We start from the raw sequence: 23,453 nt of genomic DNA, 5'->3' as shown, positions 1-23,453 counted from the left end.
AGCTCCTCGCGCGCGGGTTGCCCACGCTTCTCCCGTCCGCGGCCGAGGGTCAACGGGCTTCGCCGTCAGCCCGGCGGGTCCTTCAGCAGGGCAGGATCCGTCGGCACGTGTCGTGGTCGTAGCCGCGATCGGCGGGGGCTCGCTGGGGAGCGACGGAGGCCGTCTCACGAACTCGCAGGTCAGGAGCAGAAGCGTTGCGAGCGATGAGTTCGGTCGTGCCCGGCAGTCTTCCCCGGGAGGTGCTGGGCGGCACCCGGGCCGTAGCTGTCCACCGGGTGCGACCGACCTGGATCAGCGGTGTCCCGAGGGGAGGCGTCACATGACGGATGCTCCTTCACGCACGCACGCTGACGTCGGGCTTCCGGAGGTGGTCTCGCCGGCTGAGTGGCGCGCCTCGTTCGAGGCGCTGTTGACCAGGGAGAAGGCGCTCACCGCTGCTCGTGACGAGATGTCCGCGGCGCGGCGGCGGATGCCGATGATGCAGGTCGACACCGGCTACCGGTTCGTGGGTCCCGCCGGTGAGGTCGGTCTGGTGGACCTCTTCGAGGGCCGCCGGCAACTCATCGTCTATCGCTTCTTCTATGCACCCGATGTCGAGGGCTGGCCGGAGGGAGCGTGCTCCGGCTGCTCCATGTTCGCCGACAGCATCACGCATCCCGCGCACCTGAACGCTCGCGACACGACACTCGCCTTCGTGTCCGCCGCACCTCAGGAACGCATCGAGACCTACCGCGACCGAATGGGATGGAGCGTGCCGTGGTACACGCTGGTCGGCGATGACTTCTCCCGGGACTTCGATGTCGAGGAGTACTTCGGCGTCAATGTGTTCATCCGGGACGACGACGCGGTCTTCCGCACGTACTTCGTCAACGGGCGTGGTGTCGAGACGATCGGATCCGCGCTCACGTTTCTCGACCTCACGCCGCTCGGTCGCCAGGAGCACTGGGAGGACTCCCCGGCGGATCGCCCGCAAGGCGACCCGTACGTCTGGTGGCGACGACACGACGAGTACGGCCAGATGTGATGGCGAGTAGCGCGGCGTGACCACGAGCGGAAGGAGCCACCCGTGCTGAGGCAGGTCGCGGAGGGTGTGCTGGTCCACCGGAGCGAGTTGCTCCGGAACAACGCCGTCGTCGTGCGAGGGCGAGCCGGCGTGTTGCTCATCGACCCCGGCATCACGGGCGACGAGATGTCCTGCCTCGCGAACGACCTGTCCGATCTGGGCCAACCCGTTGTGGCAGGCTTCTCGACGCATCCTGACTGGGACCACGTGCTCTGGCACGCCCCACTCGGCGACGCGCCCCGTTACGGCACAGCCCGCTGTGCGGCCCGTGTGCGAGATCTGCGGTCGGACGCGGACTGGAAGTCCCGCGTCGCCGAGGGGTTGCCGCCGGAGATCGCCGATGAGGTACCGCTGGACCTGTTCGGCCTCATCACCGGTCTGCCGGACGCGACTGCGCGGCTTCCCTGGGATGGCCCTCGAGTGCGGATCATCGAGCACCCGGCGCATGCCCCGGGCCATGCGGCGCTGTTGATCGAGGAGCGTGGCGTTCTCGTGGCCGGCGACATGCTCTCTGATGTGTTCATCCCGATGCTCGACGACGTGGCCAGCACCGATGACCCGATCGAGGACTACCTCGTCGGGCTGCGGCTGCTGGAGGGCGTGGCGGACGACGTCGATGTCGTCATCCCCGGTCACGGGTCGGTCGGCGGAGATGGTCAGGTACGCGCACGGATCGACCAGGACCGCGCGTACGTCCACGCCCTGCGTGACGGCCGTGCTCCCGACGACCCGCGGATCGGCCCATCGGTCGAGCCCGGCTGGGAATGGGTGCGCGACATACACGCAGGGCAACTCCAGAGCCTCGCTCGACGACGCGAGCGCGATGGGACGCCCGGCTAGCTTTCGCCCTTGACGTCAAGGGCGAAAGCTAGCCGGTGTCAGCCGTCTGAGTGACCTCAACCGCATCCGCCTCCGGTTGGGGGCAAACTCGGCCGGTGCGAGGGTGGCGACGGCTCAAGACTCCACGCGGGGTCTTCTGGTCCCTCGTGCTTTCGGCCCTCCTCATGGCGGTCTTCGGGGTACTCGTGCTCCTCTACGGAGATCAGGCTCACCAGGTCATCGGTGCAGGCGCCTTACTCCTCGCGTTGATCAACGCGGGGAAGGCCATCGGCCAGTGGTCAGAACTGAAGGCGGCTGAGAGTTCGGCTGATCGCGAGCTACCGAGCTAACAGGCCAGCGTCCGGTGTCCCACAGTGGGCCGCTTAGGGCACAAGGCGCAGGGGACAAGGGGCAGGCTTCGGGCTTGAAGCGGGTCCGGCTGGTCCCTACCCGACGAGGCATGCTGCCCCATGTCGTGGCCTACCCCAGGACCAGCGGGGTAGTGGGCGTCGATGGATGTAGTGTCGCTCGGCAAGGCTGGTCTCCAGGGTTGGCGCGCGAAGGTGGGAGACGCCGTCGCGGGACCGATCGCACAGCGCTCACCGTTGACCGACGACCAGGTGCGAGCCGCCGTGGGTGGACTGTTCTTTGTGCTCTCGCTGATCTACGTACTCGGCACGGTCAGGCGCCTCGCGCGTAGGAACTGACCTAGGCGCACTGCCGCCCGGAGGGTGTCCCTTAGTGGGCCGCTCAGAGACGCCGCGCCGCCTCATGAGCAAGCGGATGACAAGTAGCAGGTCACCCAGGAGGAGGCCGAACCCTGGGCAGTCCCGCCCGATCCGGCAATGGCGCGCCCACTCGCCGCGAGCCCGACGGCTTCGCTCGTAGTCTCGATGCGCGCGTCGACGGCGCTATTCTTCGATCATGCCATCCGCCGAGCAGCAGCCCGAGGTCCTGGACCTCGTGGTCGGCGCTGACGGCTCCGGCGTCATCGACGCGACTCAACTCGCTCGTCTGGGCGTCAAGCCCGGCACTCACCTGAGCGTCGTGCCCGTCGCACGGACTCCGGCGGGGGAGCGCCGCCGCTCCGTGCGCGGAGCCCTGGCCGGCTCGGGGTCAGCCCCGATCCCGGACGACTTCGAGGCCGCTAGTTCCGCCGCTGCCCGGGACTCGGCCGATCGCTACCGCGACGGCGGTGCCTGGGACATGACGACCCCGTGAGGGTTGTCGCCGACACCCACGCGCTGGTCTGGTACCTGCTCGACGACCCGGATCGCAGGCTCTCCCCGGTCGCGCTCGCCGCGCTGGAGAACGCGGAGTCGACCGACGGCATCTCCGTCTCCATCGCCTCGGTCGTCGACCTCTGGTACGTCGTCCGCACGCGCGGAACGTTCACCGACGATCAGCTGGGCCAGGTCGTAGGGCTGCTACGCGACCCCGAGTCCGCGCTCGAGGCCGAGTCGATCACGCTCGACGTCACGGCGGCCTTTCGGCAGATCCCCCGCGATGGGCTGGGCGACCCGTGGGACCGCTTCATCACCGCGACGGCGATGGCCCTCGGCCTGCCTCTCGTCACGCGCGACCGGCGCATCACCGAGCTGGGGTTGGTGAAGACGATCTGGTAGCGCGGAGCGCCTCGATCAGCGAGCGCCTGCGGGTGTGGCAGCGCCAGGGGGCGGTCCTGTGACCTGGTCCCTCGATCGGCACACGGAGACGTTTTCGATGGTCTCGCAGGGACAGCGACCATCCCGGAGAGAGGACGTCGGGTAGACCTGCAGGTCAGAGACCTGAAGTCTGTGAACAAGTGCGCCATCAGGGACTCGAACCCCGAACCCGCTGATTAAGAGTCAGCTGCTCTGCCAATTGAGCTAATGGCGCGTGTCGTCCGACTCGCGCCGGGCAACGAGGGAGAACGATACCAGCGCCGTCCGGCCCGCCGTGGGGAGGTCCCCGGGCCCGGCGTCCGTCGACGTTCCGCTTCCGCCAGGGACACTGGGGGCCGGTGCTGGTGGCCGGCCGGGGGGCGGCCACCGACGATGCGGAGGGGATCACGATGCGACGGACAGCCGCGCTGGTCACAGCGGGGTTCCTGGTCCTGGTGGCCGGGTGCTCGGGCGACGACGAGGGGGCGTCCGGGGCGTCGGCGGCGGCCGAGCCCACAGTCGAGACCACCCCAGCGTCGGTCACGGTGGCGCCGGCGGACGGGTCCGCCGACGTCTCGCCGGTCGTGCCGTTGGAGATCTCCGTCACCGACGGCGAGCTGACGGAGGTCACCGTCGTCGACGGCGCCGGTGCCGAGGTCAGCGGGACGGTGGCCGACGCGCCCGGGAACCCCGCCACCGACCTCTTCACCCCGGACAGCCCGCTGGCCTACGGGACCAGCTACACCCTCACCGCCACCGCGGAGGGCGAGGACGAGGAGCCGGTCGAGGCCGCGACGACGTTCACGACGGTCACCCCGCAGACGCTCTCCACCCCTTCCGTCGGCCCGCTCGACGGCCAGACCGTCGGCGTCGGCATGCCGATCCGCGTCTGGTTCGACGACCCGGTCGCCGACAAGGCCGCCGTCGAGAGCCACCTGCTGGTGACCAGCACCACGCCGACCGACGGCGTCTGGAACTGGTTCAGCGACACCGAGGTGCACTTCCGGCCGTCCCAGTACTGGCCGGAGAACACCGACGTCACGCTCGAGGCCAACCTGTACGGCGTCGCGCTCGGCGAGGGTGTGTGGGGCGAGAAGGACCGCGCGGTGTCCTTCCGGGTCGGCGAGCGGCACGTTTCGGTCGCCGACGCCGCGACGCACACGATGGAGGTCTACGACGGCGACCAGCTGGTGCAGACCTTCCCGATGAGCGCCGGCAGCCCCGACAACCCGAGCTACAACGGCGCCCACGTGGTCACCGAGATGAACCGCGACCGGGTCATGGACTCCAGCACCTACGGCGTGCCGGTGGACAGCCCGGAGGGCTACCGGACCCCCGTCGAGTACGCCGTCCGGCTGTCCGACAGCGGTGAGTTCGTGCACGCCGCGCCCTGGTCGGTGGCGCAGCAGGGCCGGGAGAACGTCTCGCACGGCTGCATCAACGTCTCGACCGACAACGCCCGCTGGTTCTACGAGTTCACGCAGCCCGGCGACGTCGTCGAGATCCGCAACTCCAGCGCCGGCACGCTGCGCTCCGACATCTACGACTGGACGATCCCGTGGGAGGAGTGGCAGGCCGGCAGCGCGCTCAAGTGAGTTGACGGTCGTCGTCCCGGCGTTTCGCCGGCTCTCCCGCGGGCAGTGATCACTCCGGTCCCCGAGCTGAGGAGAGTGCCGTGGACACCTGGGTGATCGTGCTCATCGTCGTGGTCGCGGTGGTGCTGCTCGCGCTGCTGGCCCTGATGCTCGCCAAGCGCAACCGCATCAACGGTGCCCGCAAGCGGGAACAGGCCCGCGAGCACCTGCAGGAGGCGCAGATGCGCGGCGTGCAGGCGGAGAAGGAGCGCGCCGCCGCCGAGGAACAGGCCGCCCGCGCCCGCCGCGAGCGCGCCGAGGTCGAGGAGCGCACCCGGCTCGCCGAGCAGGAGGCCGCACAACGGCACGCGCAGGCGCAGGAGCACGCGTCGGCGGCCGACCAGCTGCGGGCGAAGGCCGAGAAGCTGGCGCCCGGTCTGGCCGATCAGCACGACCAGCACGAGCGGCGCGACGCCGCCCGGTACGACGGCACCGGTCCCGACGCCGGTCGGCACGAGGGTGGCCGGACCGCCGAGTCCGCCGGCCCCGACCAGCCCACGGGTGGCGCCACCCGCCGGTGAGTTCTCGCCCCTCGGGGGGTCTGACCCCTCGAGGGGCGCACGCTGCGCCCCGTCCGCCGGACCCGGAGGGGCGTCATGACCGACCTGCTCGCCATCGGTACGCGCAAGGGCCTGTGGCTGGCCCGCAGCGACGACGACCGCCGCACCTGGACGCTGGGTGAGCCGCACCTGCTCGCCCAGGAGGTCGCGGCGGTCTCGATCGACACCCGCCGGTCGCAGCCGCGCGTGCTCGCCGGCATCCAGTACGGCCACTGGGGCCCGACCGTCATGTGGTCCGACGACCTCGGCGGCAGCTGGCAGGAGACCGACTCCGGCGCGATCCGCTTCCCCGAGGACTCCGGTGCCGCCCTGGCCCGCGTCTGGCAGCTGCGCCCCGACAGCGCCGACCGGCCCGAGGTGGTGTGGGCCGGCTGCGAGCCGCACTCGCTGTGGCGGAGCACCGATGGCGGCTGCAGCTTCGACCTGGTCCGTGGGCTGTGGGACCACCCGCACCGGCCGACCTGGGAGCCCGGCGGCGGCGGAGGCGCGGTGCACACGGTGCTGCCCGACCCGGCGTCGGACCGGGTCACGGTGGCGATGAGCACCGGCGGGGTCTACGTGAGCGAGGACGGCGGGCAGCAGTGGGCGCCGCGCAATCGCGGGATCAGCGCGGTGTTCATGCCCGAGCCCCCGCCGGAGTACGGGCAGTGCGTGCACAAGGTCGCCGTCGACGCAGCCGGCCCCGACCGGATGTACGCGCAGAACCACTTCGGCGTCTTCCGCACCGACGACGCCGGAGGCAGCTGGACCTCGATCGCCGAGGGCCTCCCGGCCGACTTCGGCTTCCCGATCGTCGCCTCGCCGGTCACGCCCGGCACCGCCTGGGTCGTGCCGCTGGTCGCCGACATGCAGCGAGTCCCCCCGGGCGGTCGGCTGCGGGTGCATCGCACCCGGGACGCGGGCGAGACCTGGACCGAGCTGAGCACCGGCCTGCCCGACCGGTTCTGGGCAGCGGTCATGCGCGACGGCTTCTGCGCCGACGACGGCGACCCCACCGGGATCTACGTCGGGACCCGCGACGGCTGCGTGTACGCCAGCGCCGACGAGGGGGAGTCCTTCACCCTCGTCGCCGACCACCTGCCCGACGTCCTCGTCGTGCGCGCGGCCCGGATCCCGTGATGTCGGTCGAGGTGGTGCTGCCCGGCGTCCTGGCCGACCTCGCCGGCGGCGCGAAGCACCTGCACGTGGAGCGGTGCGGGACGCTCGCCGAGTTGCTGGACGCGGTGGCGGCCGACCACCCCCGGCTCGACCGGCGGATCCGGGACGAGGCGGGGGCGATACGGCGGTTCGTCAACGTCTACGTGGACGGCGACGACGTCCGGTTCACCGGCGGGCTGGACGCCGCGGTGCCCGACGGCGCCGTCGTCCAGGTGCTCCCGTCGGTGGCCGGCGGCTGACCTACAGGGCGGCGAGGGTGGTGCACTCCGCGCACAGCTGCGCGTTCTCGTAGCCCTCCGGCGGCCAGATCGTCTGCTCGTCCACCGCGACGTAGGCGCCGCACAGCGCCTTGCGGCTGCGGCCGGTCACCTTCCCGATCGTCGCGTGCGCCGGCCCGATCTGCCGCGGCTGGAGCCCCTCGGCGCTGCCCACCGAGCCGACCATCACGACGGCGTGAGCGGTCCCATAGGAGTAGGCGAGAGTCATGCCCCCAGGGTCGCCAGGCCGGGCGGGGGCGACCAGCACCTGCGGAGGCGTGTTCGGCGCAGCCGTCACTGCCGTCCCACCGGGCACGTGGCCACCCGGCGGCCGGCCGCGCGGTCGTCTCTGCTGTGCCCGCGGCCCATTGCGGACCTGGGCAGGGCCGGAAGACCCTGGAACTGACGAGTTCCGTGGCCTACTTGTTTCTTCATGCACTCCAACGTGGTGGAGACCACTCCTGCGAGCAGCTCGGTGCCACCCGCGGCGTACCCGCAGGCCCCGATCTTCACCGCCTCGGTCGACCAGACGCGGGGTGCGATCCGCACCCGCGGCCACCTCGACCGGGTGGGCGCCGAGCTGCTGTGCGGCACGGTCCTCGCGCTGGAGCGGTGCGGCCACCGGCACATCACCGTGCTGATCCGGCCGCCGGCCACCGTCGATCCCGACGCCGCCCGGCTCCTCGCCGACCTGGCCGACCGGCTGGCAGCCGACGGCGTGCGGCTCGAGGTGGGGACCTGAGCCGCGACGGCGAGAGGCCCTGACCGGCGAACCGGTCGCGCACGCGCTACAGGAGGCCCAGCCTGCGGGCGCGGTCGACGACGCCGTCCCGGTCCGGGGTGGCGAGCTTCCGCTGCCGCCTCCGCACATGGCCGCGCACCGTGTTCTCTGAGTACGCCGGACGGACAGCGGCCGGCGGCTCTGGACCGTCCCGGGCCGTCGGAGGCACAGGTCACGGCTGGTCAAGGCCGCGAGGACCGGCCGACGACTCGGTCACCCGCTCGGCGCGGTGACACCGGTTCGCCACAACGTCGACGCGGTGGCCGGGGGGTGGGTCTTACTGAGCGGCTGCCTTTCATTGGCGGACGCTCCGCGCTCGCCCGCCTGGTGGGGGGCGTGGGCTCAGTCCTCGCCCGCATCCGGAACTCGACACAGCTCCGACGCACAGGGTTGGTGCGGCCCACCTAGTGGCGCTGATCTGAGTCCAAAGGTACTGAAGCCACGCGATGAACATCATTGCTCACGCCCTGTTCCGACGGACGCGGGTTCATGCCATCATCGCGGCACCGCGGAGTGCCGCTCGGCGCTGGGCGGGACGCAGACCCGAAACGACGAAGGCACCTTCAATGGCGGCTGAGCAACGCAGTCCCAGGCTGGACCTCGCCTGGCTCACGGCTCTGGCCGCTGTCTTCATCGCGGACAACTACGTCGCGCAGGTGCCGTGGTGGATCCCCGTGATCGGTTGGGGGACGTACGTCTCCTTGTGGGCCGGGCGCCGGCGACTGCGCCGGCTGCAGCACGCCGCTGACGAGCGGCGAACGCAGCACCGGATGGCTTTCGAGGAGGTTCGCGGCTTGAGCGAACGAGTGCGGCGGTTGGAAGCGAAGGTGGGCGGGCCAGGGTGAGAGTGCAGCCATCTTCGCGAGCCGCGCCCGAGGCGACAACGTCAGCCGCCCAGGCATCACCCGCCGAGAGCAACGGAGAGGCGCCGGCAGCGTCGTCTGACACGTCAGCGCAGGCGGCGGCGACTGAGAGTCAGACTCCGACGACGGCTGCTGGCTACTTCGACCGGTTCCGAACCTGGTCCGACATCGTCCTCGGCGGCGGCGGCGGGCTGGCTGTCTTCCTCGCCGACGATCGGTGGGACATCCTGAGCAGTATGACCGCCCCCGCCGCCGGGGTCATCGCGCTCGGCGGAGGCCTCGCGATCAGTGACGTGCGCCGGAGACAGAGGGCTGCAAAGGCTGCGGAGGAGGCGGCGGCTTCCGCGGCGCAGGTGCGTGAGCAGGAACAGTCGAAGTTCCTGAAGGGCCTCTCTCAGCTGAGGTCGCAACTTGACGAGGAGGGGCACCCAGACCTCGCGGAACGGCTGCGGAAGGACCTGCGCTCCTTCGAGCTGCGCCTCATCGACCTCCCGGTGCTGAAACGGCGCGCCGCCGAGATCCAGCTTGAGTGGGAGACCCGGCCAACGCCCTCGGCCAGCTGAGGCGGCCCAGCCGGCTCCAACAACTGCTATCAGCTGTACCCGGCCAGAACGTTGGTGACAGCGGTCTGGCTTGAACGCGGGAGAACCTCCGAGTGGAGTGTGGCTTGTCGAAGGCCCACCGCCGCTCGGAGGTTCTCGTGTCCCACGGTAATGCCCGCACGACCGTGCACGGCCGGTTCCTGATCATCGCCCGCTACCGGGCCGGCCGGCGCCAGGCGCACATCGCCGCGGCGATGGGGCTCTCGCGCAAGTGCGTGCGGACCGGCATCGGCCGCTATGAGGTTGAAGGCGAGGCCGGCCTGGTCGACCGGTCCAGCCGCCCGCACACCAGTCCGCGACGCACCGCCGCCGAGGTGGAGGACCGTCGTCGAGCTCTGCAGCCCTGAGCGTCGGGGTCCGGCCTGGCTCGGCGCCGACCTGGGCGTGCCGGCCGCGACCACATCGAGCACCTTGCGCCAGGAGAGGCCCTGACCGGCGGACCGGTCAGGGCCTCTCCACGTGGGGTGAGTGACGGGGCTCGAACCCGCGACACCCAGGATCACAACCTGGTGCTCTACCAGCTGAGCTACACCCACCACGTCTCCGGCCGGCCGCTGGCGAGAGCGGTCGACCGGGGAACCGGGACAACGATACCGGAGGACCTCAGAGGTCGGACGCGGCCGGGGGTGGCTCCTCCGCGGCGCCGGCGTCCTCGGCGGCGAAGAAGGCGGCGAAGGACTCGGTGACCCGGGCCGACGCGGCCTGCGCCTCGGTCGTGGCGGGGCCGGGAGCGTCGACGAACAGCGTCTGCCGGTAGTAGGCCAGCTCCCGCACCGACTCGATGATGTCGGCGAGCGCGCGGTGGGCCAGGCCCTTCTGGGGCTGGGCGAAGTAGACCCGCGGGAACCAGCGGCGGGCCAGCTCCTTGATCGAGGAGACGTCGATCATCCGGTAGTGCAGGTGGTCGTCAAGCTCGGGCATGTCGCGGGCGAGGAAGCCGCGGTCGGTGCCGATCGAGTTGCCGCACAGGGGGGCCGCCCGCCGCTCGGGGACGAACCGCTTCACGTAGGCCAGCAGCTGCTGCTCGGCCTCGGCCACGGTCAGCGTCGCCGCCCGGACGGCGTCGGTCAGGCCGGACTTCGCGTGCATCTCGGTGACGACGTCGGCCATGCCGTCGAGGTCGGCGTCGTCGGCGGAGATGACCAGATCGAGGCCCGGGTCGAGGACGTTGAGCTCGGAGTCGGTGACCAGGACCGCCACCTCGATGAGCTTGTCCCGGGTCAGGTCCAGCCCCGTCATCTCGCAGTCGATCCAGACCAGGTGCCCCGCGCTCTCCGCCACGTCCGCCGACCCTACGTCCCGTTCGCCACGTCCGCCCCGCGCGTCCGCCCACTACCGCACCCGGCGCACCAGTGCCAGTCGAGGGTCGGGAAACGGGGTCCTCCGCGGCTAGGCTCGGGGACGCCAGCCCCGACACCAGGAGTTCTGCCGTGCCCCCTGCCGCCGCACCCGTCGCGCCCGACCGAGTGGTCCCCGCGGCTCCGGGGTCCCTGACCGCAGCGCTGCGCCACCCCGTCGCCGCCCTCCGCTGGCTCTGGCCGGCTTACATGACGCCCGGACAGCCCGGCCGGCCGACGACGCAGCAGGAGCTGCGCTGGATCTACACCGCGTGGCTGGGCGCCTTCCTGCTCAAGATGCTCGGCTCGTCGTGGGACGTCTCCTGGCACTTCCGCTGGCTGCGCGACGACCTCGCCCCGCCCCACCTGCTCAACTCCGCCGGCACCGCGGTGGTCATCGCGCTGGTGGTCTTCCACAGCTACAGCGGGCACGGCGTGGACCGCCGGGCGCTGCGCCTGATGCAGGCCGGCATCGCGACCTTCCTCGTCGCCATCCCGATCGACATCCTCAACCACCGGATCAACGGGCTGGACATCACCAGCTGGAGCCCCAGCCACGCCCTGCTCTACATCGGGACGGCGATCATGCTGGCCGGCGCGATCCGCGGCTGGTGGCTGTACGCCGCGCCCGGCCGGGTCCGCGACCTGGTCTCCCTCGGCCTGTGGCTGTTCTTCGTCGAGAACGTCGTCTTCCCCAACCAGCACCAGGAGTACGGCGTCCTCTCGCTGGAGGCCTACGAGGCCGGGCGGACGACGGCCGAGCCGCAGCTGCTGGACTTCGCCGCCGCCCAGGGCCAGACGCCGCAGATGTTCATGCTCCCGGTGCCCTCCTGGGTGCACCCGGCGTGGATGCTCTGCGCCGGCCTGCTCGCCCTCGTGGTCGCCCGCAAGCTCGTCGGCCTGCGCTGGACCGCCACGGCCATCGCGGCCACCTACCTGGCCTACCGCGCGGTGATGTGGCTCGGCCTGGTCGCGATGGACTTCCCGCCGTCGGTGCTGCCCGTCGTCCTCGTCGTCGGCGCGGTCGCGATCGACCTCGCGGTCACCTGGCGGGTGCCCGGGTGGCTGGCCGGGCCGCTGGTCACCGCCGTCTTCTACGCCGCCGGCGCGGTGCAGGACGCGGCGGGCTTCCTGCCGCCGTGGGACTGGACGTGGTGGTCGGTCCTGCTGGTCGGCACCACGTTCACGCTCCTGTGGACGGCGGTCGACGTGCTCGACCGCAGCCGCTGGCTCGCCGCGTGGCGGTTGCCGGTGGAGCCCGGGCGCGCCGGCGACCACGCCCTCCTGCCGGGCGCCACGCCGACCCGCTGACGCTCCGGACCGGCCCGTCACATGACGTAACGTCGGGCTGACGGGCCCCTGCCGGACGCCGGTCGCACCGGCCCGCGGCCGACCCGGAGCCGCGCGCGGTCCCGGACCGCCTCTCGCTCCCCACACCCCGCTCGGAGGACGACGTGCTGCCCCTCACCCCCATGCCGCTGCAGACGGCGGGGGAGCGAGCGCTGTTCGCGGAACTGGCCCGGTGGGACACCGGCGGGGCCGTCCGCGGCGCGGTCGTCGCCTCCGTCCCCGTCGTCGACGGGCCGATGGAGCGCCGGATCTCCGACGCCGTGCTCTTCGTGCCCGAGGGGCTGGCCGTCGTCCGCGTGGTGGAGGTCGTGCGGCAGAGCGGCGTCGTGACCACCTCGCCCGACGGCGCCTGGACGATCGGGCCCGACGCCGGGCCGGGCGACGTGCTGCAACTGGCCGGGGGCGGCTCCACCCCGCTGGACGGCCTCATGCGCGCCGGCATGGACGCCGCCGTCCGGTTGCGCCGCGCCGGGCTGGAACCGGGCCGGATCGCCCGGCTCACCGTGCTCGTCGGCGAGCTCACCGGGCTGGTGCCGGCCGACGGCGACCTCGGCGAGGGCGACCAGGTCGCCCTGCTCGAGCCGCGCTCGCTGCTGCTCGGCATCGCCCGCGCGGCGCGCTACACCGGCGTCGACAACCCCCGGCTCTGGACGACGGCCGACGTGCGGGCCGCCCTGGAGGCGCTCGGGATGCCCGGTCGCGGCCCGTCGGTCCAGCAGCTCAACAGCGAGGGGTTCCCGTACTCGCCGTACGTCCTCCGCACCCCCGAACTGCTGGCGCCCGCGGCGATGAACGCCGCACCGCGTCCGGCCGTCCCGGAGACGCCGTCCTGGTCCGGGTCGCACGCCCCGGCGGGCCGGCCGCTGGTCGACCCCGCGGCCGCCGCGGCGGTGGCCGCGGCCGCGATCCGCGCCGACGAGGAGGCCGCCGCCAGGGCCGCCGCCGCGCGGGATGCGGCGGTCGCGCAGGCCCTGGCCCAGCGTGCGGAACCGGTCGCGGTCGCCGGACCGGCCTCCGCGCAGGAGGTCCGCCCCGATCCCGCGGTGCCCGTCCACCAGGACACGCTGGTCGGGCCGACGGCCGGCGTGGCCGTCGAGGAGACCGGCGGCATCGGCGGCCTGTTCACCGACGCCGCGCCGGCCGACCCGGAGCCCGCCCCGGCGGCCGTGCCACCCGCTCCGCCGGCGCCACCCGCGCCGCCGGCGCCCCGCGCCGCCCCTCCGGACGACGTGCCCCTGGTGGGCCCGCGCCGGCGCCCGCCGTCGTCCCGGCGGACCGTGCTGCTGGTCGTGGCAGCGTTGCTGGTCGTCGCCGTCCTCGGGATCGGCGGGGCGCTGCTGCTCGGCACGGACGACGAGCCGCCGGCGACACCCGGGGCCGGCACGTCGGCGGCGTCGGCCTCGACCCCGCCGGCCGAGGAGGAGACGGGGCCCCGGCCGGGCGACAGCGAGGTCGTCGACGGCCGGACGTTCGTCGTCCAGGCCGTGCAGGCCGACCCGACCTGCGCCGGCAACGCCTACGGCGCGGTGGCCGACTTCTTCGCCGACACCGACTGCGCGGGCCTGTCCCGGGCGCTGTACTCGAGCGACGTCGGGGGGCGACCCGCGGTCGTGTCGGTGTCGGTCGTGGCGATGCCCGACACCGCCGGCGCCCGGGCGGTGCGCGCGCTGGCCGACCGCAACGGCAGCGGCAACGTCAGCGACCTGCTGCGCGAGGGTGTGCGCTACGGCGGGGGTCCGGAGCAGCTGTCGGGCGCCGAGTACGCCAGCGCGGTCTCCGGGAGCACCGTGACCATCGTCGAGACCGCCTGGGCGGCGCCGGGTGCCGGTGGGACCGCCGCGGACCTCGACGTCCTCGCCTCGACCGCCCTCGTCCTGCCCATGCCGGAGCCCACGGCCGGCTGACGCCCCAGGCATAGGAAGCTGTTCCCACGTCCGGCGCCGCCAGACGTGGGCAGAGCTTCCTTTGCCTCAGTCGGGTGCGGCCGCCTCACATCGGTGCGCGGCGCCTCAGCAGCCGGTGGCGGCGGCCTCGGCCATCGCGGCGAGCAGCGCGGCCATCCGGTCGCGGGGCAACCGGCCGGCGCTGTGCGGCGTCGAGTTGACCAGCCCGAACAGCGCGTGCGCCCGCGCCCGGCTGACGTCGGCGTCGGTGTGCGGGTGCAGCCGGCCCAGCACGCCCACCCACACCTCGACGTAGCGCCGCTGCAGCCGGCGCACCTGCGCGGCGTCCTCCTCGGGCAGCGAGCCCAGGTCGCGATCGTGCACGGTGATCAGGGCCGGGTTGTCCAGCGCGAAGTCGACCTGGAACGCGATCAGCGTGCGCAGCTGGACGAGCGGGTCCTCGCCCGCGGCGGCCACCCTGGCGGTGCCGCCGGCCAGCAGCCGCTCGCTGATCCGCAGCAGCATCTCGGCCAGCATCGCGTCCTTGCTGGCGAAGTGGCGGTAGATCGCCGGCCCGGTCACGCCCACGGCCGCCCCGACGTCGTCCACCCCGACGGCGCGCGACCCGCGCTCGGCGAACAGCTGCGCGGCGGCCCGCAGGATCTGCTCGCGGCGCGACGGCCGCGTCGCGTCGGCGTGCAGGGCGGTGTCGACCTCGGTCACGGACGAGATGTTAACGCGCGTTGACCCACAGCGTGAACGGTCGTTAACATCGGCCCGTGGACGCCCCCGTGCTGGCTCGGACCCCGACCGCCGACGCCGCGGCCGCCGCGCGCAACGCCGCCGCCCACGCCGAGCTCGCCGCCGACCTGGCCGCGCAGCTGCAGCGGGTCGCACTCGGCGGCGGGGAGCGGGCCCGGCAGCGGCACGTCGAGCGCGGCAAGCTCCTGCCCCGTGAGCGGGTCGACGCCCTGCTCGACCCGGGCAGCCCGTATCTGGAGCTCTCGCCGCTGGCCGCGCACGGGCTCTACGGCGGCGACGCGCCGGCCGCCGGGATCATCACCGGCATCGGCCGGGTCGCCGGCCGGGAGTGCGTGGTGGTGGCCAACGACGCCACCGTCAAGGGCGGCACCTACTACCCGATGACGGTGAAGAAGCACCTGCGCGCCCAGGAGGTCGCGCTGCACAACCGGCTGCCGTGCGTCTACCTGGTCGACTCCGGCGGGGCGTTCCTGCCGATGCAGGACGAGGTCTTCCCCGACCGCGAGCACTTCGGCCGGATCTTCTACAACCAGGCGACGATGTCCAAGGCCGGCATCCCGCAGATCGCCGCCGTCCTCGGGTCGTGCACCGCCGGCGGGGCCTACGTGCCGGCGATGAGCGACGAGGCGGTCATCGTCCGCGAGCAGGGCACGATCTTCCTCGGCGGCCCGCCACTGGTGAAGGCGGCGACCGGCGAGGTGGTCACCGCCGAGGAGCTCGGCGGCGGCGACCTGCACAGCCGGGTCAGCGGGGTGACCGACCACCTGGCCGAGGACGACGCGCACGCCCTGCAGCTGGTCCGGCAGATCGTGGGCACCCTGGGCCCGCGCAGCCCCCGGCCGTGGGACGTCGAACCGGCCGAGGAGCCGCTGCACCCGCCGGAGTCGCTGTACGAGGTGGTGCCGCCGGACTCCCGCACGCCCTACGACGTCCGCGAGGTCATCGCCCGGCTGGTCGACGGCAGCCGGTTCGCCGAGTTCAAGCCGCTGTACGGGCAGACGCTGGTCACCGGCTTCGCCCGGCTGCACGGCCATCCGGTCGGGATCGTCGCCAACAACGGCGTGCTGTTCGCCGAGTCGGCGCTCAAGGGCGCGCACTTCATCGAGCTGTGCGACCGGCGCAGCATCCCGCTGCTGTTCCTGCAGAACATCTCCGGGTTCATGGTCGGCCGCGACTACGAGGCCGGCGGCATCGCCAAGCACGGCGCCAAGATGGTCACCGCCGTCGCCTGCGCCCGGGTGCCGAAGCTGACCGTCGTCATCGGCGGCTCGTTCGGGGCGGGCAACTACTCGATGTGCGGCCGGGCCTACTCGCCCCGCTTCCTGTTCACCTGGCCCAACGCCCGCATCTCGGTGATGGGCGGGGACCAGGCGGCGTCGGTGCTGGCCCAGGTGCGCCGCGACGGGTTCGAGGCCCGCGGCGAGCAGTGGCCGGCCGCCGACGAGGAGGCGTTCAAGGCGCCGATCCGCGAGCAGTACGAACACCAGGGCCACCCGTACTACGCCACGGCCCGGCTGTGGGACGACGGCGTCATCGACCCCGCCTCGACCCGCACCGTGCTCGGCCTGGCCCTGTCCGCCTGCGCGAACGCCCCGTTGGAAGACGTCGGCTACGGCGTCTTCCGGATGTGAGGGCAGAAATGGCCATTTCCGCCCCTGGAACGGGGAGCTGAGCGTGTTCGAGACGGTCCTGGTCGCCAACCGCGGGGAGATCGCGGTCCGGGTGATCCGCACGCTGCGGTCCATGGGCATCCGGTCGGTCGCCGTGTACAGCGCGGCCGACGCCGGCGCGCTGCACACGCACGTCGCCGACGTCGCCGTCCCCATCGGCCCGGCGCCGGCGGCCGACAGCTACCTGTCGATCGAGCGGGTGCTGGACGCCGCCGCCCGCACCGGCGCCCAGGCGATCCACCCCGGGTACGGCTTCCTGTCGGAGAACGTCGAGTTCGCGCGGGCCTGCGAGAAGGCGGGGATCGTCTTCATCGGCCCGCCGGTCGCCGCGATCGAGGCGATGGGCGACAAGATCCGCGCCAAGCAGACCGTGACGGCGGCCGGCGTGCCGGTCGTCCCCGGCCGCACCGAGCCGGGCATGGACGACGACGCCGTGGCCGCCGCGGCGGTCGAGGCCGGCTTCCCGGTGCTGCTCAAGCCGAGCGCCGGCGGCGGCGGCAAGGGCATGCGGGTGGTGCGGTCGCAGGCGGAGCTCCGTGACGCGATCGCCGCCGCCCGGCGCGAGGCCCGCGGCTCCTTCGGCGACGACACCCTGCTCGTGGAGCGCTACATCGGCTCGGCCCGGCACATCGAGGTGCAGGTGCTCGGCGACGCGCACGGCACCGTCGTCCACCTCGGTGAGCGCGAGTGCAGCCTGCAGCGCCGGCACCAGAAGGTCATCGAGGAGGCCCCCTCGCCGCTGCTGGATCCCGCGCAGCGGGCTGCCATGGGCGCCGCCGCCGTCGGGGCCGCCCGCGCGGTGGGCTACACCGGAGCCGGCACGGTGGAGTTCATCGTCGACGCCGAGCGGTCGAGCGACTTCTTCTTCCTCGAGATGAACACCCGGCTGCAGGTCGAGCACCCGGTCACCGAGTGCGTCACCGGGCTGGACCTGGTGGAGCTCCAGGTGCGGGTGGCCGCGGGGGAGCGGCTGCCGTTCGGTCAGGACGACGTCCGGCTCGACGGGCACGCCGTCGAGGCGCGGCTCTACGCCGAGGACCCCGCCCGCGGCTTCCTCCCGCAGGCCGGCACCGTGCTCGGCCTGCGCGAACCGGCCGGCGCGGGGGTGCGGGTGGACACCTCGCTGGCCGTCGGCTCCGTCGTCGGCAGCGACTACGACCCGATGCTGGCCAAGGTGATCGCGCACGGCCCCGACCGGGAGACCGCGCGGGCCCGGCTGGTCGGCGCGCTCGGGCACACCGCCGTGCTGGGCGTGCCGACCAACACCGCGTTCCTGCGCGCCCTGCTCACCGATCCCGACGTGGTCGCCGGGCGGCTGGACACGGGCCTCATCGAGCGGCGCGGCGAGGCGCTCACCGCCGTCGGGCCGCCGTCCGAGGCCGTGTACGCGGCCGCCGCGCTGGCGCTCCTCCTCGAGTCCGAGCCCGCCGGGCCGGTCGTCGACCGCTGGGACGTCCCCGACGGCTGGCGGCTCGGCGAGCCGGCCTGGACCGTGCGCCGGCTGCAGGCGGCCGGCGGTGCGCCGGTGACCGTGCGGGTGCGCGGCCGCGCGGCCGACGCCGTCGTCCGGGTGGAGGACGGGGAGCCGGTGCCCGCGCGGGCGGTCCGCGACGGCGACGAGCTGGCGGTGACCCTGGACGGCGTCACCCGGCGGTACCTCGTCGTCCACGCCGGGGGCGACGTGTGGCTGGCGGCCGAGGGCCGGGTGACCGCCTTCCGGGAGCACGAGCGCCTGCACACGGCGGCCGAGGGCGCCGGAGGGGACGGCGTCGTCAGCGCACCCATGCCGGGGACGGTGACGGTGGTGCGCGCGGTCGTCGGCGACCAGGTGGAGGCGGGGACCCCGCTGCTGGTCGTCGAGGCCATGAAGATGGAGCACGTGCTGACCGCCCCCGTCGCGGGGACGGTCACCGAGCTCGGCGTGACAGCGGGCCAACAGGTCCGGCTGGACGAGCGGGTGGCCGTGGTGACCCCATCGGCCGCCGACGAGGGGGAGTGACCCGGATGCTGGACTACCGGCTCGACGAGGAGACCGAGGCGCTGCGGAAGACGGTCCGCCAGTTCGCCCAGGAGGTCATCGCCCCGCAGATCGGGGAGTTCTACGAGCGCGACGAGTTCCCGACCGCGATCGTGCGGCAGATGGGGGAGCTCGGCCTGTTCGGGCTGCCGTTCCCCGAGGAGTACGGCGGCTCGGGCGGCACCTACTTCGACCTGTGCGTGGCGCTGGAGGAGCTGGCGCGGGTCGACTCCTCCGTGGCGATCACGCTGGAGGCCGGGGTCTCGCTGGGCGCCATGCCGATCTACCGGTTCGGCACCGAGGAGCAGAAGCGGGCGTGGCTGCCGCGGCTGTGCTCCGGTGAGGCGCTGGGCGCGTTCGGGCTGACCGAGCCCGGCGGCGGTTCGGACGCCGGTGCCACCCGCACCACCGCGCGCCTGGAGGACGGGCACTGGGTGGTCAGCGGCTCGAAGGCGTTCATCACCAACGCCGGCACCGAGCTGACCGAGCTGGTCACCGTCACCGCGGTCACGGGCACCCGGCCGGACGGCGGCAAGGAGATCTCCGCCATCGCCATCCCGTCGGGGACGCCCGGGTTCACCGTCGGCCAGCGGTACTCGAAGGTCGGCTGGAACGCCTCGGACACCCGCGAGCTCTCGTTCAGCGACTGCCGGGTGCCCGAGGGGAACCTGGTCGGCGAGCGGGGCCGCGGCTACGCGCAGTTCCTGTCGATCCTCGACGAGGGGCGCATCGCGATCTCCGCGCTGGCCGTGGGCCTGGCGCAGGGGTGCGTGGACGAGTCGGTGAAGTACGCCGGGCAGCGCGAGGCGTTCGGGCAGCCGATCGGCCGCAACCAGGCCGTCCAGTTCATGATCGCCGACATGGAGGTGCGCGCCTCGACCGCGCGGCTGGCGTACTACCGGGCCGCGGAGAAGATGCTGCGCGGCGAGCCGTTCAAGCGCGAGGCCTCCATCGCCAAGCTGTACAGCTCCGAGGTGGCGATGGACAACGCCCGCTACGCCACCCAGGTGCACGGCGGCTACGGGTTCATGAACGAGTTCCCGGTCGGGCGGTTCTACCGCGACGCGAAGATCCTGGAGATCGGCGAGGGGACCAGCGAGGTGCAGCGGATGCTCATCGCCCGCGACCTCGGCGTCGGCTGACGTGTCGGAGTGGATCCGTGGGTGTCACGCCCACGGATCCACTCCGACAGCTCAGGCCGTGACGTCGATCAGCACCTTGCCGACGGCGCCCTCCTCGACGGCCCGGTGCGCCTGCGCGGTCTCGGCCAGCGGGTACACGTGCAGCGGCAGCCCGGCGTCCTCACCGACCCGGACCGCGCCGTCCAGAACGGCGGCGTTGACGTCCTCGACGGCGAGCTCCTTGGCCCGCCGCGGCTCGGTGTAGACGAAGACGAACTGCCAGCGGGCGTTGGCGTTCATCTGCAGCCGCACCGGGATGGTGACCTCGGCGCCGCCGTCGTCGGCGTACATCGCCACCGCGCCGTGCCGCCCGATCACCTGGGCGTCGATCCCGGCGTTCCGGGCCGCGGAGACCTCGACGATCGTGTCCACCCCGTGCGGGGCGATCCTGCGGACCTCCTCGACGACGTCCTGCCGCCGGTAGTCGACGACGTGTGAGGCGCCGGCGGCCGCGGCCAGCTGTGCCTTCGCGGGGCTGCTGACGGTGGTGATCACCGTGGCGTCGGCCCAGCGCGCCAGCTGGACGGCGGCGTTGCCGACCGCGCCCGCGCCGCCGGCGACCAGCACCGTCCGGCCCTGGAGGGTCCCGGGGCCGAGCCGGTCGGGCACCGACTCGCCGAGGGTCAGGCAGCGGTGCGCGGTGAGGAACGGGATGCCCAGGGCGGCGCCCAGCTGCAGGGAGGCGTCCCCGCCGAGCAGCACGGTCTGCCGGACGGGGACGACGGTGTGCTCGGCCGCCGTTCCGTGCGCCCGCTGCCAGGCCGCCTCCCACACCCACACCCGCTGACCGACGATCGCCGGGTCGACGCCCTGGCCGACCGCCTCCACCGTGCCGGCCCCGTCCTGGCCGGGGACCTGCCCGCCGGGGTCCGGGGGCGCGGTGCGGCGGCGCTTCCAGTCCGTGGGGTTGACCCCGGCGAAGGCCAGGCGGACCCGCACCTCTCCGGGGCCGGGGTCGGGGCTGGGCCGGTCGACCAGCCGCAGGACGTCGGGATCGCCGTTCTCGGTGTAGACGATGGCTCGCACGGACCCCTGCCTACCCGCTCGCGGCTCCCGCGGCGACCGTGGGCGGACGGCGGCGTCGTCTCAGCGCCAGGTGACCGTCTCCGGACGGCGGCCCAGCACCCGGGTCACCCGCGCCGCGGTCCGCTCGTCGGCGTTGACCAGGACCGGGCGTGGCGTGCCGGCGAACAGCGGCAGGTCCGAGTCGCTGTCGCTGTAGACGGCGACCCACGGGGGCGGGTACCCGCGGTCGATCAGCATCTGCACCTTCGTCGCGCCCATCGCGCGCCGCACCCGGGGCGGTACGAGCGACCCGGTCGAGCCGACGACGTCGACGTCCCCCAGGCCGACCGCGGTGAGGAACCCGCGCGCCATCGTCTCCTCGCAGCCGGTCGCGACGACGACCTCGTCCCCGGCCGCGCGGTGCGCCCGCACGCACGCGATCGCCTCGGCGACGGCGGCCTCCGGGCGGCGGGTCAGTGCCGTGCGGTAGGCGTCGGCCACCGCCTCGACGTCCGGAGCCGACCGCCCACCCACCGCCAGCCGGGTGAGCAGGCGGGCGGCCTGCGGCCGGGTCCAGGGCAGCGCCGAGCCGGGCAGCAGCAGGGGGGCCGCGGCAAGCAGCGGCAGGACCCGCAGCGGCGACTGCCGCAACCGGCCGGCGAGGAAGAGTGTCGAGGCGTCGCCGGAGAGCAGCACCTTGTCGAGGTCGACGACGACGGTCGGGGCCATGCCAGGGGAGTACCGGGCTCCCGTGGTGGCGGAAACCTGCCCGGGGGATTCCGCGGCCCGCGCCGGTCTGCCCCCTTCGGGGTGGTCGTGGCCCGGAACACTGCACCTGGCCGCCGTCCGGCCGATGACCCAGACGTGCACCCGACACTCTCCAGCCGGCTCGCCGCGCTGCTCCCCCAGGGTCGGATGCTGCCCGACGAGGTCTGGCGGCGCCGCCACCGCGTGATCGTGTGGATCGCGGGGCTGCAGGCCGCCGCCCTGGGCCTGGTCGCCCCTGCCACCGGAGCCGACCTGTTGACCACGGTGTTCACCGTGTTCGCCGTCGGCTACCCCCTGCTGTTCCTGGTGCTGCCCGGAGCCGCCCGCGGCCTGCAGTCCGGTGCGACGACGGTCAGCCTGCTCGCGGCGTCGATGGCCGTCGTCGCGCTGTTCGACGGCCTCACCGAGGCGCACTTCCACTTCTTCGTCGTCATCGGCGTGGTCTCGCTCTACCAGAGCTGGCTGCCGTTCGGCGTCGCGCTGGTCGTGGTGCTCGGCCACCACGGCCTGGTCGGTCACCTGGCACCCCACGCCGTCTTCGGCCACGAGGCCGCGACGCACAACTCCTGGGCCTGGGCGGCGGTCCACGGCGCCTTCGTGCTGGCCTCCAGCCTCGCCCACCTGGCCGCGTGGCGGCTCAACGAGCAGCAGGGTCTGCGCGACACGCTGACCGGACTCGCGAACCGCACCCAGCTGGTGGAGGACGCCGACCGGCTGCTCGCCCGGCACACCCGCACCGTCAGCGTTCTGCTGCTCGACGTCGACGACTTCCGCGACGTCAACGACTCCCGCGGCCACGCGGCCGGCGACCGGCTGCTGGTCGCCGTCGGCAAGCGGATCGCCGGCTGTGTCCGTCCCGGCGACCGGGTCGCCCGGCTCGGTGGCGACGAGTTCGCCGTCATGGTGGACGGCGGGCCGGAGGTCGCCCAGGCGGTGGGGGAGCGCATCCTCCTGACCCTGACCGACCCGGTCGCCGTCGAGGGGCGTCCGCTGGCCGTGCACGTCAGCGTCGGCGTGGCCGGCACCGAGACCGCCGGCGAGCGGGACGCCGTCACGCTGCTGCGCAACGCCGACCTCGCCATGTACATGGCCAAGGCGCTGGGCAAGAACCGGCTGGTGCACTACGCCGACGGCATGGCGCAGGCGGCGCGGAACAAGGCCGAGCTGCTCGAGGACCTCGCCGGCGCCATCCCGGCCGGACAGTTCGAGGTCCACTACCAGCCGACCATCGACCTGGCGACCGGCGTGACCACGGGCTACGAGGCGCTGCTGCGCTGGCACCACCCCACCCGAGGGCTGGTGCCGCCGGTGGAGTTCATCCCGCTGGCCGAGGAGGGCGCGCACATCGTCGACATCGGCCGCTGGGTGCTGGCCGAGGCCACCCGTCAGGCCGCCGCGTGGTCCGCGGCGGCGCGCCGGCCCATCGGCATCGCGGTCAACCTCTCGCCGCGCCAGCTGGCCGACGACGACGTGGTCGCCACCGTGCGCGCCGCGCTGGCCGACAGCGGCCTGCCCGCCCGGCAGCTGACCCTCGAGGTCACCGAGGGCGTGCTGGTCCGGGACGTCGACCAGGTGGTCACGCAGCTGCTGGCGCTGCGGGCCCTCGGCGTCCGCATCGCCATCGACGACTTCGGCACCGGCTACTCCAGCCTGTCCTACCTGCGCCGGCTGCCCGCGGACATCGTCAAGATCGACCGCAGCTTCGTCCAGGACCTGGGCACCGGCGGCCGGACGACGACCCTGGTCGCCTCGATCATCGAGCTGGCTCGCAGCCTGCACCTGGATGTCGTGGCCGAGGGCGTCGAGTCCCCGGAGCAGCACGCCGCCCTCCGCGGGCTGGCCTGCAGTCACGCCCAGGGCTTCCTGTTCGGCCGCCCGCAGCCCGCTGGCGTCCAGACCCCCGCGGCGCAGCCGGCGATCGCCGCTGCGCCCGTGTCCCGCAGGCCCGCGCCGCTGGCCCGCCGCTGACGGACCCCGTCGCCGGCCGGGTCACACCGGCGTGATCGAGAGGGTGAGGGCGCGGCGGCCTTCCTCGGTGCGGGCGGTGGCCATCCGCTCGGCGGTGGGGGTGCCGTACTCGGTGGTGCGCTGGCGGGCGGG

Annotated in this window: 22 protein-coding genes and 2 tRNA genes; 17 read left to right on the top strand and 7 right to left on the bottom strand. The window is 73.4% G+C overall.

Annotation, left to right across the window (positions count from 1 at the left end; translation table 11 throughout):
* Positions 1-319: 319 nt before the first annotated feature.
* The 4 genes from MY526_RS23790 (at position 320) to MY526_RS23775 (ending at position 3,507) form a co-directional block, all read left to right on the top strand.
* Positions 320-1,024 carry a DUF899 domain-containing protein gene (locus tag MY526_RS23790; protein WP_436694519.1) on the top strand — a complete coding sequence of 235 codons (705 nt, stop codon included), beginning with the start codon at positions 320-322 and terminating at the stop codon, positions 1,022-1,024.
* Positions 1,025-1,066: 42 nt separating this feature from the next.
* The gene (locus MY526_RS23785) at positions 1,067-1,903 is read left to right on the top strand and encodes an MBL fold metallo-hydrolase (RefSeq protein ID WP_436694518.1); all 837 of its coding nucleotides are present in this window, start codon (positions 1,067-1,069) and stop codon (positions 1,901-1,903) included.
* A 903-nt stretch (positions 1,904-2,806) separates the two neighbouring features.
* Complete coding sequence (locus tag MY526_RS23780; RefSeq protein WP_436705207.1) at positions 2,807-3,103, top strand: hypothetical protein; 297 nt, start codon at positions 2,807-2,809, stop codon at positions 3,101-3,103.
* On the top strand, positions 3,100-3,507 hold the full coding sequence (locus tag MY526_RS23775) for a type II toxin-antitoxin system VapC family toxin (RefSeq protein ID WP_436705206.1): 408 nt from the start codon (positions 3,100-3,102) through the stop codon (positions 3,505-3,507). The genes MY526_RS23780 and MY526_RS23775 overlap by 4 nt, the downstream gene beginning before the upstream one ends.
* Before the next feature lie 180 nt (positions 3,508-3,687).
* Here MY526_RS23775 and MY526_RS23770 read toward each other — a convergent pair.
* Positions 3,688-3,760 (bottom strand) — tRNA-Lys (locus MY526_RS23770).
* Positions 3,761-3,935: 175 nt separating this feature from the next.
* Here MY526_RS23770 and MY526_RS23765 point away from each other — a divergent pair.
* The 4 genes from MY526_RS23765 (at position 3,936) to MY526_RS23750 (ending at position 7,116) form a co-directional block, all read left to right on the top strand.
* On the top strand, positions 3,936-5,120 hold the full coding sequence (locus MY526_RS23765; RefSeq protein WP_436705205.1) for an Ig-like domain-containing protein: 1,185 nt from the start codon (positions 3,936-3,938) through the stop codon (positions 5,118-5,120).
* A gap of 80 nt (positions 5,121-5,200) precedes the next feature.
* Positions 5,201-5,680 carry a hypothetical protein gene (locus tag MY526_RS23760; protein ID WP_436694508.1) on the top strand — a complete coding sequence of 160 codons (480 nt, stop codon included), beginning with the start codon at positions 5,201-5,203 and terminating at the stop codon, positions 5,678-5,680.
* A gap of 75 nt (positions 5,681-5,755) precedes the next feature.
* The gene (locus tag MY526_RS23755) at positions 5,756-6,838 is read left to right on the top strand and encodes a WD40/YVTN/BNR-like repeat-containing protein (protein WP_436694507.1); all 1,083 of its coding nucleotides are present in this window, start codon (positions 5,756-5,758) and stop codon (positions 6,836-6,838) included.
* Positions 6,838-7,116 carry a MoaD/ThiS family protein gene (locus MY526_RS23750; RefSeq protein ID WP_436694506.1) on the top strand — a complete coding sequence of 93 codons (279 nt, stop codon included), beginning with the start codon at positions 6,838-6,840 and terminating at the stop codon, positions 7,114-7,116. Before MY526_RS23755 ends, MY526_RS23750 begins: the two co-directional genes overlap by 1 nt.
* 1 nt (position 7,117) lies before the next feature.
* On the opposite strand, the gene MY526_RS23745 is transcribed toward MY526_RS23750, so the two are convergent.
* Positions 7,118-7,363: a hypothetical protein gene (locus tag MY526_RS23745; RefSeq protein ID WP_436694505.1), complete on the bottom strand. Its 246-nt coding sequence runs from the start codon at positions 7,361-7,363 to the stop codon at positions 7,118-7,120.
* Positions 7,364-7,567: 204 nt separating this feature from the next.
* Here MY526_RS23745 and MY526_RS23740 point away from each other — a divergent pair, with 204 nt between their 5' ends.
* The 3 genes from MY526_RS23740 to MY526_RS23730 all read left to right on the top strand — a co-directional run bounded on the left by MY526_RS23740 (position 7,568) and on the right by MY526_RS23730 (position 9,727).
* Positions 7,568-7,876 (top strand): hypothetical protein, encoded by a 309-nt coding sequence (locus MY526_RS23740; protein WP_436694504.1) that lies wholly within the window; start codon positions 7,568-7,570, stop codon positions 7,874-7,876.
* A gap of 880 nt (positions 7,877-8,756) precedes the next feature.
* Positions 8,757-9,341 carry a hypothetical protein gene (locus MY526_RS23735; protein ID WP_436705204.1) on the top strand — a complete coding sequence of 195 codons (585 nt, stop codon included), beginning with the start codon at positions 8,757-8,759 and terminating at the stop codon, positions 9,339-9,341.
* Between the two features lie 137 nt (positions 9,342-9,478).
* The gene (locus tag MY526_RS23730; protein WP_436694502.1) at positions 9,479-9,727 is read left to right on the top strand and encodes a helix-turn-helix domain-containing protein; all 249 of its coding nucleotides are present in this window, start codon (positions 9,479-9,481) and stop codon (positions 9,725-9,727) included.
* Between the two features lie 113 nt (positions 9,728-9,840).
* Here the strand turns inward: MY526_RS23730 and MY526_RS23725 are convergent.
* Together MY526_RS23725 and orn are read right to left on the bottom strand one after the other, a co-directional pair.
* Positions 9,841-9,916 (bottom strand) — tRNA-His (locus MY526_RS23725).
* Positions 9,917-9,983: 67 nt separating this feature from the next.
* A complete protein-coding gene (gene orn / locus MY526_RS23720) occupies positions 9,984-10,661 on the bottom strand; it encodes an oligoribonuclease (protein ID WP_436694501.1) in 678 nt (225 codons plus the stop codon).
* Positions 10,662-10,810: 149 nt separating this feature from the next.
* Here orn and MY526_RS23715 point away from each other — a divergent pair, with 149 nt between their 5' ends.
* Both MY526_RS23715 and MY526_RS23710 read left to right on the top strand, forming a co-directional pair.
* The gene (locus MY526_RS23715; protein ID WP_436694500.1) at positions 10,811-12,028 is read left to right on the top strand and encodes a hypothetical protein; all 1,218 of its coding nucleotides are present in this window, start codon (positions 10,811-10,813) and stop codon (positions 12,026-12,028) included.
* A gap of 143 nt (positions 12,029-12,171) precedes the next feature.
* The gene (locus MY526_RS23710; protein WP_436705203.1) at positions 12,172-13,971 is read left to right on the top strand and encodes a hypothetical protein; all 1,800 of its coding nucleotides are present in this window, start codon (positions 12,172-12,174) and stop codon (positions 13,969-13,971) included.
* A gap of 105 nt (positions 13,972-14,076) precedes the next feature.
* On the opposite strand, the gene MY526_RS23705 is transcribed toward MY526_RS23710, so the two are convergent.
* Positions 14,077-14,673 carry an SACE_7040 family transcriptional regulator gene (locus MY526_RS23705; RefSeq protein ID WP_436694498.1) on the bottom strand — a complete coding sequence of 199 codons (597 nt, stop codon included), beginning with the start codon at positions 14,671-14,673 and terminating at the stop codon, positions 14,077-14,079.
* Positions 14,674-14,729: 56 nt separating this feature from the next.
* Here MY526_RS23705 and MY526_RS23700 point away from each other — a divergent pair, with 56 nt between their 5' ends.
* The 3 genes from MY526_RS23700 to MY526_RS23690 are packed head-to-tail and all read left to right on the top strand — an operon-like array spanning position 14,730 to position 19,541.
* A complete protein-coding gene (locus MY526_RS23700) occupies positions 14,730-16,343 on the top strand; it encodes a carboxyl transferase domain-containing protein (protein ID WP_436694497.1) in 1,614 nt (537 codons plus the stop codon).
* 43 nt (positions 16,344-16,386) lie between these two features.
* Positions 16,387-18,381: a biotin carboxylase N-terminal domain-containing protein gene (locus MY526_RS23695; protein WP_436694496.1), complete on the top strand. Its 1,995-nt coding sequence runs from the start codon at positions 16,387-16,389 to the stop codon at positions 18,379-18,381.
* A gap of 5 nt (positions 18,382-18,386) precedes the next feature.
* Positions 18,387-19,541, top strand: coding sequence for an acyl-CoA dehydrogenase family protein (locus tag MY526_RS23690; RefSeq protein ID WP_436694527.1), 1,155 nt, complete (start codon positions 18,387-18,389; stop codon positions 19,539-19,541).
* 51 nt (positions 19,542-19,592) lie between these two features.
* Here the strand turns inward: MY526_RS23690 and MY526_RS23685 are convergent, their stop codons facing one another.
* Positions 19,593-20,606, bottom strand: a complete 1,014-nt coding sequence (locus MY526_RS23685) for an NADPH:quinone reductase (protein ID WP_436694495.1) — start codon at positions 20,604-20,606, stop codon at positions 19,593-19,595.
* A 60-nt stretch (positions 20,607-20,666) separates the two neighbouring features.
* Positions 20,667-21,314, bottom strand: coding sequence for a haloacid dehalogenase-like hydrolase (locus MY526_RS23680; RefSeq protein WP_436694494.1), 648 nt, complete (start codon positions 21,312-21,314; stop codon positions 20,667-20,669).
* Positions 21,315-21,449: 135 nt separating this feature from the next.
* Here MY526_RS23680 and MY526_RS23675 point away from each other — a divergent pair, with 135 nt between their 5' ends.
* A complete protein-coding gene (locus tag MY526_RS23675) occupies positions 21,450-23,321 on the top strand; it encodes a putative bifunctional diguanylate cyclase/phosphodiesterase (RefSeq protein ID WP_436694493.1) in 1,872 nt (623 codons plus the stop codon).
* The last annotated feature ends 132 nt before the right edge of the window (positions 23,322-23,453 follow it).

This window comes from Geodermatophilus sp. CPCC 205761, assembly GCF_051383655.1.
Taxonomy (GTDB): domain Bacteria; phylum Actinomycetota; class Actinomycetes; order Mycobacteriales; family Geodermatophilaceae; genus Geodermatophilus.
The sequence above is the reverse complement of the archived record's forward strand: the minus strand, read 5'-3'. Positions and strand labels throughout refer to the sequence as shown.